Source organism: Pseudomonas sp. 65/3-MNA-CIBAN-0223, from assembly GCF_040310425.1.
Taxonomy (GTDB): Bacteria; Pseudomonadota; Gammaproteobacteria; order Pseudomonadales; family Pseudomonadaceae; genus Aquipseudomonas; species Aquipseudomonas gregormendelii.
Genome location: NZ_JBEOPV010000013.1, coordinates 96,601 through 109,523, shown reverse-complemented (window position 1 = coordinate 109,523; position 12,923 = coordinate 96,601). Strand labels below are relative to the sequence as shown.

At 60.3% G+C, this 12,923-nt stretch carries 11 protein-coding genes and 4 tRNA genes; 10 read left to right on the top strand and 5 right to left on the bottom strand.

Annotated elements, in window-relative coordinates; genetic code table 11:
- Positions 1–17: 17 nt before the first annotated feature.
- Positions 18–776, bottom strand: a complete 759-nt coding sequence (locus AAEZ09_RS17825) for a hypothetical protein (protein ID WP_045061751.1) — start codon at positions 774–776, stop codon at positions 18–20.
- Between the two features lie 394 nt (positions 777–1,170).
- On the opposite strand from AAEZ09_RS17825, the gene AAEZ09_RS17820 reads away from it, so the two are divergent.
- From AAEZ09_RS17820 to AAEZ09_RS17805, 4 genes are all read left to right on the top strand, one after another.
- Positions 1,171–1,246: transfer RNA gene (locus tag AAEZ09_RS17820), tRNA-Glu, on the top strand.
- Between the two features lie 2 nt (positions 1,247–1,248).
- Positions 1,249–1,324, top strand: a tRNA-Gly gene (locus AAEZ09_RS17815).
- 104 nt (positions 1,325–1,428) lie between these two features.
- Positions 1,429–1,504, top strand: a tRNA-Glu gene (locus AAEZ09_RS17810).
- Between the two features lie 3 nt (positions 1,505–1,507).
- Positions 1,508–1,583 (top strand) — tRNA-Gly (locus tag AAEZ09_RS17805).
- Between the two features lie 173 nt (positions 1,584–1,756).
- Here AAEZ09_RS17805 and AAEZ09_RS17800 read toward each other — a convergent pair.
- Complete coding sequence (locus AAEZ09_RS17800; RefSeq protein ID WP_205893471.1) at positions 1,757–2,383, bottom strand: alanyl-tRNA editing protein; 627 nt, start codon at positions 2,381–2,383, stop codon at positions 1,757–1,759.
- Positions 2,384–2,471: 88 nt separating this feature from the next.
- Here AAEZ09_RS17800 and AAEZ09_RS17795 point away from each other — a divergent pair, with 88 nt between their 5' ends.
- On the top strand, positions 2,472–3,458 hold the full coding sequence (locus tag AAEZ09_RS17795; RefSeq protein ID WP_205893472.1) for a LysR substrate-binding domain-containing protein: 987 nt from the start codon (positions 2,472–2,474) through the stop codon (positions 3,456–3,458).
- A gap of 163 nt (positions 3,459–3,621) precedes the next feature.
- On the opposite strand, the gene AAEZ09_RS17790 is transcribed toward AAEZ09_RS17795, so the two are convergent.
- Both AAEZ09_RS17790 and AAEZ09_RS17785 read right to left on the bottom strand, forming a co-directional pair.
- Positions 3,622–4,029, bottom strand: a complete 408-nt coding sequence (locus AAEZ09_RS17790; RefSeq protein WP_045061748.1) for a PA2817 family protein — start codon at positions 4,027–4,029, stop codon at positions 3,622–3,624.
- 74 nt (positions 4,030–4,103) lie between these two features.
- A complete protein-coding gene (locus AAEZ09_RS17785) occupies positions 4,104–6,551 on the bottom strand; it encodes an acyl-CoA dehydrogenase (RefSeq protein ID WP_350600224.1) in 2,448 nt (815 codons plus the stop codon).
- A 244-nt stretch (positions 6,552–6,795) separates the two neighbouring features.
- Between AAEZ09_RS17785 and AAEZ09_RS17780 the strand changes: the two genes are divergently transcribed.
- The 4 genes from AAEZ09_RS17780 (at position 6,796) to AAEZ09_RS17765 (ending at position 9,964) form a co-directional block, all read left to right on the top strand.
- Positions 6,796–7,455 (top strand): transglutaminase-like domain-containing protein, encoded by a 660-nt coding sequence (locus AAEZ09_RS17780; RefSeq protein ID WP_045061746.1) that lies wholly within the window; start codon positions 6,796–6,798, stop codon positions 7,453–7,455.
- 43 nt (positions 7,456–7,498) lie between these two features.
- Positions 7,499–8,122 carry a glutathione S-transferase family protein gene (locus AAEZ09_RS17775; protein WP_350600223.1) on the top strand — a complete coding sequence of 208 codons (624 nt, stop codon included), beginning with the start codon at positions 7,499–7,501 and terminating at the stop codon, positions 8,120–8,122.
- 133 nt (positions 8,123–8,255) lie between these two features.
- Positions 8,256–9,188, top strand: coding sequence for an ABC transporter ATP-binding protein (locus tag AAEZ09_RS17770; RefSeq protein ID WP_045061744.1), 933 nt, complete (start codon positions 8,256–8,258; stop codon positions 9,186–9,188).
- On the top strand, positions 9,185–9,964 hold the full coding sequence (locus AAEZ09_RS17765; RefSeq protein WP_122839120.1) for an ABC transporter permease: 780 nt from the start codon (positions 9,185–9,187) through the stop codon (positions 9,962–9,964). Before AAEZ09_RS17770 ends, AAEZ09_RS17765 begins: the two co-directional genes overlap by 4 nt.
- 48 nt (positions 9,965–10,012) lie before the next feature.
- On the opposite strand, the gene AAEZ09_RS17760 is transcribed toward AAEZ09_RS17765, so the two are convergent.
- Entirely contained in the window at positions 10,013–10,531 is a 519-nt protein-coding gene (locus AAEZ09_RS17760) for a DUF2062 domain-containing protein (RefSeq protein WP_045061742.1), read from the bottom strand.
- A gap of 135 nt (positions 10,532–10,666) precedes the next feature.
- On the opposite strand from AAEZ09_RS17760, the gene AAEZ09_RS17755 reads away from it, so the two are divergent.
- Positions 10,667–12,901, top strand: coding sequence for a DNA internalization-related competence protein ComEC/Rec2 (locus tag AAEZ09_RS17755; RefSeq protein WP_350600221.1), 2,235 nt, complete (start codon positions 10,667–10,669; stop codon positions 12,899–12,901).
- The last annotated feature ends 22 nt before the right edge of the window (positions 12,902–12,923 follow it).

Below are 12,923 nucleotides of genomic sequence, written 5' to 3'. Positions count from 1 at the left end.
GCTCCTGCACAGGTCGATCAGTCGTAGATGACTTTTTTCTTCCAGTCCGCATCGGCTTCGACGTCCTTGAGGCCTTCGGTCAACTGGTTCACTTCGTCTTCGGCAGGCGCAGTCTTGTCCATCACCTGGGCGTTGGCACGAGCCAGGAGTTTCTCCAGATACTGCAGCTGTTCGGCGTAAACCTGCGGTTCCTGCTGTTTGCGCAGGTATTGAACGCCGCGCTCGAAAGCCAGTCGCGCCTGGCCAGGTTGATTTTGCTGCAGCGAGTGCTGGCCCAGATTGTTGAAAAACTCGATGTGCAGCAGCACCAGGATATGGCGAACCTCACGGATCCAGCGCTTGGCTTCGTTGGTGGGCAGGAAACCGTCCTGGGCTGCGCGGGTAATTTGACCGTGCAGGGCCTCAAGCAGGAAACGTACGTCCTTGGCTTTGGCCTCAGTCTGGATCGGCGCCGGCGGGTTATTGACCGGAATCGATTCCCCTTGCGCGACCAGCGCCGTCAGCTCGGCAATCCGGGCCTTGAGCCCGGCATTGGATTTTTCCAGGTTGAGCAGGCGCTGGCAGACATTCAGCTCCAGGCGCGTCAACAGCAGCTTGAGCGCCGGTGTCATCAACTGCCCAGGGAACGTCTCGGTGATCTCACCGCAACGACGCAGGCGGTCGTTGAGCTCAACCTTGGTGCGGGCTTTCTCCAGCTTGTTGTTTTCCACCACATTGTTCATGTAGCCAATGACGATCAATAGCGCGATCCCGGCTACGACGAGCAGGGTGATCATGAGTGGAGTCACCGGTAAGACCTCTTTATGGGATTCGCGAGCGAGTGTAGTGGCTTGGCATTGGAGCGCATAGCGCCGCACGGCGGGTTGAATCGGACAGTGTCCAGCCTGTATCGGCCGTCATGCGCCTTATATAAGTAATCTCTGTATTGGGTGCATATGGCCATCATCTGTGGCGCAGATCGACTATAACGTCTTGGCAGGCGTCAGAATATAGGCGTCAGACACCGGGCGGCGGAAAAGCCCGAAACGCGCCTGAATCCAGGTCGAAGTCATTGATTTAAATAAATTTATATCTGGGGGTTGACGACCTCTCAATCCATCCATAGAATGCGCGCCACTTACAGCGTAAAGCACACAGCGAAACGCGGTAGGCAGTGAATGTTGTACGTGTGTCCCCTTCGTCTAGTGGCCTAGGACACCGCCCTTTCACGGCGGTAACAGGGGTTCGAGTCCCCTAGGGGACGCCAATGCGGGAATAGCTCAGTTGGTAGAGCACGACCTTGCCAAGGTCGGGGTCGCGAGTTCGAGTCTCGTTTCCCGCTCCATTTTTAAACAGTGTTGCTTTCGGGCAGCACTGAGTGAAACCAGAACCAAGTCTTCGGATGCGGCTTTGGGCACCGAAACACACACCATGTGTTCCGGGCAGCGTGTCCCCTTCGTCTAGTGGCCTAGGACACCGCCCTTTCACGGCGGTAACAGGGGTTCGAGTCCCCTAGGGGACGCCATTTGCGGGAATAGCTCAGTTGGTAGAGCACGACCTTGCCAAGGTCGGGGTCGCGAGTTCGAGTCTCGTTTCCCGCTCCATATTTAACGAAAACGCCGCTCATTGAGCGGCGTTTTTGTTTGTGCAGAATTTGTTCCCGAGAAGTGAAGAGGCCCGCCAGTCAGACTGCGCGGGCCTTTTGCGTGTGTGGCTTTTTAGATCGAAAAGATCGGGTGTCCGGCAATACCGCCCGAAGTGAATGGCTGCCCCAGCCTCAGTCCACGCTGTAGTGAACCGATAGCACGCCTTTCTTCGATGAGACGGAGGCGATGGCGACCGTGCCCAACTCCCTCAGGCTGCGTACATGAGTGCCGCCGCAGCCATAGGCAGGGAGTTCGCCAAAGCTGATTTCCCTCGCGCCTTCGCGTAGCGACGACAGGCGTGGCAGGTCGTCGGCTATCCACTGATCGAGGCCGATCTGGACAGTCTTTACGTCGACCTCTTGTGCGGACTCGGCAGGTTTGAATTGCACCCGGCCTTCACCTGGCCAGTGATGCGCCTTGACTGGCATCCAGCCCATGGCCTGGACGAGGTGGCCGATCAAATGACCGGCAGAATGCATGCGGGTATTGAACTGGCGACGTTGCTCGTCGATCCGAATCCGGGTCATGCCCGGGGTTATCGGGCGGTCGACAAAATGGATGATGCGGTCGGGACCCTGGACCACACGAAGCACTTGGCTCTCGCCTATCGAGCCGGTATCAAAAGGCTGCCCACCGCCCTGGGGGTGAAAGAGTGTGGCCCGCAGCACGACGGCGAACTCGTTCTCGTGCGGCATGCAGTCCAGTACTTCCACGTTGGCATTGAGGTCATCACTGTGGAAAAAGAGGCGAAGCGTCATGTGCCGAATCCGGATAAATACTGTTTTTTATTATAGGTAGCGGGGAAAAGCGTGATAATCCGGTCAAACATCAAAGGACTGTTGCGCTGTGAGCATAAATCTTCCGTTGCCGCTGCTGGGTGAAATGGCGATTTTCGTCAAGGTTGTCGAGACTGGCAGCTTCTCTGAAGCGGCTCGTCAACTCGGCTCCTCGCCTTCGGCGGTCAGTCGTAGCATTTCGCGCCTGGAAAAAGCGTTGGCCACTCGCTTGCTGCAACGCACCACGCGCAAGTTGCGGCTCAGTGATGGTGGCGAGGAGGTGTTCAAGCGTTGCCAGGAAATGGTCAGCGCCGCCAAGTCGGTCATGGAGATCAGTGGCCAGTTCACGGATGAGGCAGAAGGGCTGATACGGGTGAGCGTGCCCAAGGCGGTTGGGCGGTTTGTGATTCACCCGCACATGCCGGAATTCTTGCGGCGTTTTCCCAAGGTGGACGTTGAGTTGCTGCTGGAGGATCGGCAGGTGGATCTGATCGATGACCATGTCGACCTGGCCATTCGAATCACTGATCGGCCACCTGCCGGGCTGGTGGGGCGCCAGCTGCTGACGATCGATCATATGCTGTGCGCCACTCCACAGTACCTGGCCGAACACGGGATACCGACGCACCCCCATGATTTGCTCAACCACAGTTGCATCTACCTGGGAGAAACTCCAAGCGATGCGCGCTGGAAATTCAAAAAGGGCACCAAGGCGATCACGGTCGGTGTGCGCGGGCGTTATGCCGCCAATCACACCGGCGTTCGCCTGGGGGCGGTGTTGCAGCATATCGGAATTGGCAGCCTGCCTTATTTCACGGCACGTCACGCGTTGGAGCAGGGGGTAATCGTGCAGGTGTTGCCGGACTGGACCTTTCTGGCGTCTTACCATGGTGGTGCCTGGCTGCTGCATTCACCAACCCGGTACATGCCGCCGAAGTTGCGCGTGTTTATCGATTATCTGGTGGAGTGCCTGGAGAAAGAGCCGACCTTGGGCAAGCCTGGTCGGGGGGCAGAGATGGCGGCCTATGAGACACCTGAAAGTGAAGGTTTGCCCTGAGAGGCCCCATCGCGGGCAAGCCTTGCTCCCACGAGCTTAAGGTCAGCTCACAATGGTCCGGTTTTACCTGTGGGAGCAACGCTTGCCCGCGATGGAGTCATCGGCTGCCACGAAAAAGGCCCGCATGTTCACCATGCGGGCCTCTTGTAGTGCTGATCGTGGATCAGTGCTTGCTGTCGTCGATGGACATCGACAGCAGTTGCTTCTCCTGATTCCAGTCGAACGGCTCATCGTTCTGTTCGGCTTCGAAGCGACGTTCTTCCAGCGCCTGGTACAAATCGATTTCGTCGTCAGGCATGTAGTGCAGGCAATCACCGGCGAAATACCACAGCAGGTCGCGCGGGACCAGGTGGGCGATTTGCGGGTAGCGGGCGATCACCTGGCAGAGGATGTCCTGGCCCAGGTATTGGCTTTCGATCGGGTCGACTGGCAACAATGCCCGCAGTTCGTCGAAACGCTCCAGGAACAAGGCATGGCTTTCTTCGGGAACCTGCTCGGCCTCGCCCACGGCGACCAGGATGCTGCGCAAGTGGTCCAGCAGGACGAGATGATCGGCAACGATGTTGGACACGAGATAAGTCCTCAAGAGCAAAACGGGCGCGGGAGTATAAAGCTCCTGCGCCCGTTTTTACAGGTAGAACGGAATCAGCGGACCTTTCCGTCGGCCAGTGCCAGCTCTTCTTTGTCGAAGTCGTCGACATCGATCACCTTGCGTCGTGCCGCCTCGGCATCACGCAAAGTCAGCGCTTCCACTGGCTGCAATACGCCCGCTTCCAGTGCCGCATCAATCGCGTGTTCCCCGGCAGCCGGCTTGACCTGCCCACTCTTGAGCGCCACATGCAGCTTCTTCTGCAAAGGATGCGCGGCGTTCAACAGGTTGCACGCATGCTGCAACGCGCCGACGGCGTCATCTGCCGCCTGCGGGCGGTAGCAGCCACCGAGCAACTCTTCCAGGGTCGGATCACCTTTGGCGCGACCGATGACAGCAGCGACCTCGGCACCGAGCTTGTCCGACGGACCTTTGTGACGGCGACCGACTGGAAACACGATCACCCGCAGCAGGCAGCCCAGTACTTTGTTCGGGAAGTTGGTCAGCAGTTCGTCGAGGGCCTTTTCCGACTGACCGAGGCTTTCTTCCATCGCCCAGTTAAACAGCGGCGCCATATGTTCAGGCGAATCGAGATCGTGGTAACGCTTGAGTGCCGCAGAGGCCAGGTACATGTTGCTGAGTACATCACCCAGACGTGCCGACAGGCGTTCGCGACGTTTAAGTTCGCCACCCAGCAGCATCATGCTGAGGTCGGCGAGCATGGCGAACGCGGCGGCCTGGCGGTTGAGCGCGCGGAAGTACCCTTGACTCAGGGCATTGCCTGGCGCCCGTTCAAAGTGACCAAAGCCGAGGTTCAGCACCAGGGTGCTGGCGGCGTTGCCAACGGCAAATCCGATGTGCTTGAGCAGCAACGCATCGAACTCGACCAGGGCCTGATCCTTGTCCTCGCGCCCCGCCAGGGCCATTTCCTTGAGTACGAACGGATGGCAGCGAATCGCGCCTTGGCCGAAGATCATCAGGTTGCGCGAAAGGATGTTGGCGCCTTCCACGGTGATGAAGATCGGCGCGCCGTTCCAGCTGCGTCCCAGGTAATTGTTCGGGCCCATGATGATGGCCTTGCCGCCGTGTACATCCATGGCGTGGCTGATGCATTCGCGTCCACGTTCGGTCAGGTGGTACTTGAGGATCGCCGACAGCACCGAAGGCTTCTCGCCCAGGTCTACGGCGTTGGCGGTAAGCATCCGCGCTGCATCCATCATCCATGCATTGCCGCCAATACGCGCCATGGCCTCCTGGATACCCTCGAACGCCGAAAGTGGCACGTTGAACTGCTCGCGGACCTGGGCGTACTGGCCGGTCACCAGGCTGGTGAACTTGGCGGCGCCGGTGCCAACTGCCGGCAGGGAAATCGAACGGCCGACGGACAGGCAGTTCATCAACATCATCCAGCCCTTGCCGAGCATCTCCTGGCCGCCTATCAGGTAGTCCAGGGGGATGAACACGTCCTTGCCGGAATTGGGGCCGTTCATGAACGCCGCGCCCAGTGGCAGGTGGCGACGTCCGATCTCGACGCCAGGGGTGTCAGTTGGAATCAGCGCCAGGCTGATGCCCAGGTCTTCCTTGTCACCCAGCAGATGGTCCGGGTCATAGGCCTTGAACGCCAGGCCGAGGAGGGTCGCGACGGGGCCGAGGGTGATGTAGCGTTTTTCCCAGTTCAGGCGCAGGCCCAGGGTTTCCTGGCCTTCCCATTCACCCTTGCAGATGATCCCGGTGTCGGGCATCGCGCCGGCATCGGAGCCGGCAAGCGGGCCGGTCAGGGCGAAGCACGGAATATCGTCACCGCGCGCCAGGCGTGGCAAATAGTGGTTGCGTTGTTCGTCGGTGCCGTAGTGCAGCAGCAGCTCGGCAGGGCCGAGGGAGTTGGGGACCATCACGGTGGAGGCGAGGTCGCCGCTGCGAGTCGCCAGTTTCATCGCCACCTGGGAGTGGGCATAGGCGGAAAAGCCCTTGCCGCCGAATTCCTTGGGGATGATCAGGGCGAAGAAGCCGTTGTCCTTGATGTGGGTCCAGGCTTGCGGTGGCAGGTCCATGTCCTGGCCGATCTGCCAGTCACTGACCATGGCGCAGAGCTCTTCGGTCGGGCCATCGATAAAAGCCTGTTCCTCTTCGCTCAACTGCACTTTCGGGTAGGCCAGCAATTTATCCCAGTCCGGACGGCCACTGAACAATTCACCGTCCCACCACACCGTGCCTGCGTCGATCGCATCGCGCTCGGTCTGCGACATCGGCGGCAGGGTTTTCTGGAACCAGCTGAACAGTGGCGCGCTGAAAAATTTGCGGCGCAGGTCCGGCAGCAACAAGGGCGCCGCCACGGCGGCGATCAACACCCATAGCAGCAGCAACAACCAGCCTGGCGCGTGACTGAAGGCGCCCATTGCCACCACATAAACGGCAACGATGCACAAGGCGGGTAGTGGGGCGGTGCGGCGATGCGCCAGATAGGCAATGCCGACGATCAGAACCAGTATCCACAACAACAGCATATTTAATCCTCCGTGAACCAGGGCAAAACCAACCCTCAGAGCTTAGACGGCATCCGTAGCAGGGTGATCAGGGCAAGGTGTTGAATTGTGAGAAACCTTGTAAAAGTTTTGCAGGCACGGTTGGCAACAGCCTGCGCAAATCGTTCGCTGCTCGCGCGACAATGCGCCCATGTTTGGCCGAAATGCCGTTATCTCTGTGCTTATCCTGTCGCTAGACTCGGGTCTTCCCCAGGAGATTGATCTCATGCACGAGTATTTGAGCCCCGGCCGCTTCATCGATAGTGACCACCCGTCAGTAGTGGAGTTCGCTGAAAAACACCGTGGCGCCAGTCGCGATCCGCTCGAGCAGGCGATCAATCTCTATTACGCCGTGCGCGAAGCTGTGCGCTACAACCCCTATACCTTCAGCCGCGACCCGCAGACCCTGTGCGGCAGTTACGCCCTGGCGGCAGGGGAAAGCTATTGCGTGCCCAAGGCCACATTGCTGGCTGGCGCAGCGCGGCATTGCGCAATCCCGGCACGTATCGGTCTGGCTGATGTGCGCAATCACCTGTCGACCCCGCGGCTGCTCGAACTGCTCAGGAGCGACGTGTTCGCCATGCACGGTTATACCGAACTGTTCCTGAACGGACGCTGGGTCAAGGCCACGCCGGCATTCAATCAAGGCTTGTGTGAATTGTTCAACGTCGCGCCATTGGAGTTCGACGGGATCAACGACAGCGTGTTCCACCCTTTCAACCGCGATGGCGAGCCGTTGATGGAGTACCTGGTCGACCATGGCCAGTTCACTGATGTGCCTGAAGCGTTCTTTTTCGAGCACCTGGAAAAATGTTACCCGCACCTGTTTGCCGGGCAGTTGCCGGCGCTGCTGGGGGACATGCAGAGCGATTTGAGTCGCGCCTGATCCGGCGTATGCTGCCTGCGCATTCATCCATAAAGAGGCGCTCATGCTGAAGATCTGGGGTCGCAAGAACTCGTCGAATGTCAGGAAACCGTTGTGGGCCGCCGAGGAGCTGGGCCTGGTTTACGAGGCAATAGATGCCGGCGGTGCCTTTGGCGTCGTGGACACCGCGCATTACCGGGCGATGAACCCCAATGCTCGTGTGCCGGTGATCGAAGACGACGGCTTCGTGCTTTGGGAATCCAATGCCATCGTGCGTTATCTCCTGGCCCGCCACGCCAGCAACAGCGCCTGGTACCCGGCGGATCCGCAAGCCCGCGCCAGCGCCGACAAGTGGATGGACTGGACCACTTCGAGCTTTGCCGGCCCGTTCCGCACCGTGTTCTGGGGTGTGCTGCGCACCTCGGCCGATCAACAGGACTGGCCGGCCATCCACGCTGCGATCAAGGAGTGCGACGCGCTACTGGCGGTGGTCGATCAGGCGTTGACGGCCCAACCCTACCTGTCGGGTGAAGAGATCGGCATGGGTGACATCCCCCTGGGCAGTTTTATTTATGCCTGGTTTGAAATGCCCATCGAGCGCGCACCCCAGCCCCATCTTGAGGCCTGGTACGCGCGGCTCAAGCAGCGTCCGGCGTATCAGAAAGCCGTCATGACCGCGTTGACTTAATACTCACTATCGACACGCTTGACTGTACTTGTGTGGCGGGGACAAGCACCATTGCGCTCATGCGCTGCGGTTGTGTTCGTCACCGCCCGCCCTTATCTATTCCTTCCTTTCCCTTCTTGGTGCGTAATCCGATATGAGTTCCGCTCTGTCCATCCGGCAGCTAACCAAAACCTACGGCAACGGTTTCCAGGCCCTGAGTGGTATCGATCTGGATGTCGCCGAAGGTGATTTTTTCGCCTTGCTCGGCCCTAACGGTGCGGGCAAGTCCACGACCATCGGCATTCTCTCGACCCTGGTGAACAAGACCAGCGGCACGGTGAACATCTTCGGCCACGATTTGGACAAGAACCCGGCGGCGCTCAAGCGCTCCATCGGCGTCGTGCCCCAGGAATTCAACTTCAACCAGTTCGAAAAGACTTTCGACATTGTCGTGACCCAGGCCGGTTACTACGGCATCCCGCCGAAAATCGCCAAGGAGCGCGCCGAGCAGTACCTGACCCAACTGGGGTTGTGGGACAAGCGCGATACGCCATCGCGGTCCCTGTCTGGCGGGATGAAGCGCCGGTTGATGATTGCCCGCGCGCTGGTTCACGAACCGCGCTTGCTGATCCTCGACGAGCCGACGGCGGGGGTGGACATCGAGTTGCGGCGCTCGATGTGGACCTTCCTCACCGAGCTGAACCAGAAAGGCATCACCATCATCCTCACCACCCATTATCTGGAAGAGGCTGAACAGCTGTGCCGCAACATCGGCATCATTGATCACGGCACCATCGTCGAGAACACCAGCATGAAGCAATTGCTGGGGCAGTTGCATGTGGAGACCTTCCTGCTCGATCTCAAGAACACCTTGAGCGTTGCGCCGCAGTTGCTTGGTTACCCGGCCAGGCTGGTCGACGGTCATACCCTTGAGGTCCAGGTCGACAAGGCCATGGGCATCACCGCGCTGTTCACCCAGCTTGCGCAGCAGAACATCGAAGTGTTGAGCCTGCGCAACAAAACCAATCGCCTTGAGGAGTTGTTCGTGTCCCTGGTGGAGAAAAATCTGTCGAAGGTGGCGGTATGAGTTCCGAGCTGCAACCCAACCTCGTTGCCCTGAACACCATCGTCTACCGCGAGGTCAGGCGCTTCACCCGAATCTGGCCGCAGACCTTGCTGCCGCCAGCGATCACCATGGTGCTGTACTTCGTGATCTTCGGGAACCTGATCGGTCGGCAGATTGGCGACATGGGTGGCTTCACCTATATGGAGTACATCGTGCCGGGCCTGATCATGATGTCGGTGATCACCAACTCCTACGGCAACGTGGTGTCGAGTTTCTTTGGCAGCAAGTTCCAGCGCTCCATCGAGGAATTGATGGTGTCGCCGGTGTCGCCGCACACGATTCTGATCGGCTACACCCTCGGGGGCGTACTGCGCGGGTTGATGGTGGGGGTGATCGTGACCCTGTTGTCGCTGTTCTTTACCCATTTGCAGGTGCACCACCTGGGCGTGACCATCCTGGTGGTGGTGCTGACGGCAACGATCTTCTCGTTGCTGGGCTTTATCAACGCCGTGTTTGCGCGCAACTTTGATGACATTTCGATCATCCCGACCTTTGTGCTGACGCCATTGACGTACCTGGGCGGGGTGTTCTACTCGATTTCCCTGCTGCCGCCGTTCTGGCAGACCGTGTCCCTGGCGAACCCGGTGCTGCACATGGTCAATGCGTTTCGTTACGGCATCCTCGGAGTCTCGGACATCCGCATCAGCGTAGCGATCACCTTCATGCTGGTGGCGACCGTGGTGTTGTATATCGGTTGCGCGCGGTTGCTGGTAAGTGGCCGCGGGATGCGTACTTAAAGTAATCCTGGATAGACAAACGGCCTCCCATGCGGAGGCCGTTTTGCATCACGACATCCGGTTTTTCTTGCGCCGCCGCCACTGCCGCGCAACCCACCAGCGCCAGTACATCATCGTCAGGCAATAGGCCAAGGCTCCCAGCACCAGTCCCGTGACCACCGAACCGAGCAGGAATGGCTGCCACATCGTGGACAGCTCGCCGCTGATCCATTCCCAGGTCAGTTCGTCCGGCAAGTGCCGGGCAGGAATGTCCATCAACCAGGCGCCCGTCTGGTAGGTACAAAAGAACACGACCGGCATGGTGATTGGATTGGTCAGCCAGACCAGGCTGACGGCGATGGGGATATTGCCGCGCACCATGATGGCCAACGCCGCGGCCACCAGCATCTGCAAGGGAATGGGCAGGAAGGCGGCAAACAACCCCACGGCCATCGCCCGGGCAACGGAGTGGCGGTTGAGGTGCCACAGGTTCGGGTCATGCAGCAGGGTGCCAAGGAAGCGTAAGGACTTATGTTCCCTGATGCTCGTCGGATCTGGCATGTAGCGTTTGAATAAGCGCCGGGGCATAAGGCTTCTCGGTCGGTTAAGGCGGCAAGTATGTCTCGATTCTGTGAACCGCCCATTCAGACTTTGTGACAATTAATAACGACGGCCGTGCGATCCCCCGACTATGCCTAGTGGGTGGACTTCAAGGACGGGCGTATGCGCACAGGGATGATAGCGCTGGCGCTGGGTTTGCTGACCCTGCGTTTCTTACCGGCATTACCGCCGGTCTGGTTGTTGATACTGATGCCGATAGTGGGCCTGATGGTGCTGCCGTTTCGCGCCTATCCGCTGGCGTTTTTCCTGTTTGGCTTCACTTGGGCCTGTACCCAGGCGCAATGGGCGCTAAGCGATCGCTTGCCGATTCAGCTCGAGGGTGAAACCCGTTGGGTGGAGGGGACGGTCACGGGACTGCCGCAGAACGGCGAAGGTGTCGTGCGCTTCGAGCTGTCGGACAGCCATTCCCGGCGTACAAAGCTCCCGCAGCGGATGCGCCTGGCCTGGTACGACGGCCCTGCGGTGAATAGCGGGGAACGCTGGCGCCTGGCGGTCAAGCTGAAACGACCCATCGGGCTGCTCAATCCCCATGCTTTCGACTATGACGCCTGGCTGCTGGCGCAACGCATCGGCGCCACCGGCACGGTGAAGGCTGGCGAAAAACTCGCAGATGCCCGGGGAGCCTGGCGCGATAGCCTGCGCCAGCGCTTGCTGAGTGTAGATGCGCAGGGCCGCAGCGGCGCGCTGGCGGCCTTGGTGCTGGGTGACGGCAGCGGCCTGAGTCGCGAGGACTGGCAGGTGCTGCAAGACACCGGCACCGTGCATTTACTGGTGATTTCCGGGCAGCACATCGGTTTGCTGGCAGGCGTGATGTACTTGCTGATCGCGGGGCTTGCCCGTTATGGCATATGGCCGCGCCGTTTGCCCTGGCTGCCTTGGGCGTGCGGATTGGCATTTTCGGCGGCTCTTGGTTATGGCTTGCTTGCCGGCTTCGACGTACCGGTGCGCCGGGCCTGCGTGATGATCGGCCTGGTGCTGCTGTGGCGCCTGCGTTTGCGCCATCTCGGCGCCTGGTGGCCGCTGCTGCTGGCGCTGAACGGGGTCCTGTTGATGGACCCGCTGACGAGCCTGCAACCCGGTTTCTGGCTGTCCTTTGCGGCGGTGGCAGTGTTGATCTTCACCTTCGGCGGTCGGCTCGGCTCATTGCCCTGGTGGCAAACCTGGACTCGCGCCCAGTGGATGATCGCCATTGGTTTGAGTCCGCTTTTACTCATCCTCGGCCTGCCGATCAGCGTCAGTGGGCCGCTGGTAAATTTACTCGCGGTGCCCTGGATCAGTCTGTTGGTCCTGCCGCCTGCATTGCTTGGTACCTTGCTGCTGCCAATGCCTTATGTGGGCGAGGGGTTGCTGTGGCTCGCCGGGGGGCTGCTCGACTGGCTGTTCAAGGGCCTGGCGCAAGCGGCGGGGCAGGTGCCCGCCTGGGACCCTATGGCGATTGCGTTTTGGACCTGGGCGTTGGCCGCCGCCGGCGCCTTGCTGCTGCTGATGCCGGCGGGCGTGCCGCTGCGATGGCTGGGCTGGCCGATGCTGCTGTTACTGGTCTTGCCACCGCGTCCCACAATCGCCGAAGGCATTGCCGAGGTCTGGCTTCTGGACGTCGGCCAGGGCCTGGCGATCCTGGTGCGCACTCGTCATCACAACCTGTTGTATGACGCCGGGCCGCGTTCCGCGGGCATGGACATGGGCGCGCGAGTGGTGCTGCCGACGTTGCGCAAGCTGGGTGTGGAACAGCTTGACCTGATGCTGATCAGCCATGCTCACGCCGATCATGCCGGAGGCGCCAAGGCAGTGGTCGACGGAGTACCGGTCCGCAGGATAATGGGCGGCGAGCCCTTTCCCCCGGCAGATGGCCTGCTCGCAGATGCCTGCGAGAGCGGCGGGCACTGGAATTGGGACGGGGTGGGCTTCCGGCTCTGGCAGTGGGCGTCGGCGCAGGACAGCAACTCCCGATCCTGCGTGTTGCAAATCGAGGCCTCCGGCGAGCGGTTGCTGCTGACCGGTGATATCGAACGGGCCGCCGAGCAGGCATTGCTCGGCAGCCCGCTGGCCGTCGCCACTGACTGGTTGCAGGCTCCGCACCATGGCAGTCGCACTTCATCCTCGATGCCCCTGCTCAGCGTGCTCCAGCCCAAGGCGGTGCTGATCTCCCGCGGCAACGGCAATTCGTTCGGCCATCCGCACCCAACGGTGATAGCACGCTATCGAAAATTGGCAATGGGGATCTACGACAGTGCCCAGCAGGGCGCCGTTCATCTGCAACTGGGGACCTTCTCGGCACCGGCGACGATGCGTCAACACCGGCGCTTCTGGCGTGATCTGGCACCGCTGGCAGAATGACTGGCGGGCAGCGGGCCCCGAC

Excerpts from the sequence above, each read along its gene's own strand:
- AAEZ09_RS17755 (WP_350600221.1), top strand. The coding sequence starts at position 10,667 with ATGCGCACAGGGATGATAGCGCTGGCGCTGGGTTTGCTGACCCTGCGT.
- AAEZ09_RS17760 (WP_045061742.1), bottom strand. The coding sequence starts at position 10,531 with ATGCCCCGGCGCTTATTCAAACGCTACATGCCAGATCCGACGAGCATC.
- AAEZ09_RS17785 (WP_350600224.1), bottom strand. The coding sequence starts at position 6,551 with ATGCTGTTGTTGTGGATACTGGTTCTGATCGTCGGCATTGCCTATCTG.
- AAEZ09_RS17825 (WP_045061751.1), bottom strand. The coding sequence starts at position 776 with ATGATCACCCTGCTCGTCGTAGCCGGGATCGCGCTATTGATCGTCATT.
- AAEZ09_RS17770 (WP_045061744.1), top strand. The coding sequence starts at position 8,256 with ATGAGTTCCGCTCTGTCCATCCGGCAGCTAACCAAAACCTACGGCAAC.
- AAEZ09_RS17780 (WP_045061746.1), top strand. The coding sequence starts at position 6,796 with ATGCACGAGTATTTGAGCCCCGGCCGCTTCATCGATAGTGACCACCCG.
- AAEZ09_RS17800 (WP_205893471.1), bottom strand. The coding sequence starts at position 2,383 with ATGACGCTTCGCCTCTTTTTCCACAGTGATGACCTCAATGCCAACGTG.
- AAEZ09_RS17775 (WP_350600223.1), top strand. The coding sequence starts at position 7,499 with ATGCTGAAGATCTGGGGTCGCAAGAACTCGTCGAATGTCAGGAAACCG.
- AAEZ09_RS17765 (WP_122839120.1), top strand. The coding sequence starts at position 9,185 with ATGAGTTCCGAGCTGCAACCCAACCTCGTTGCCCTGAACACCATCGTC.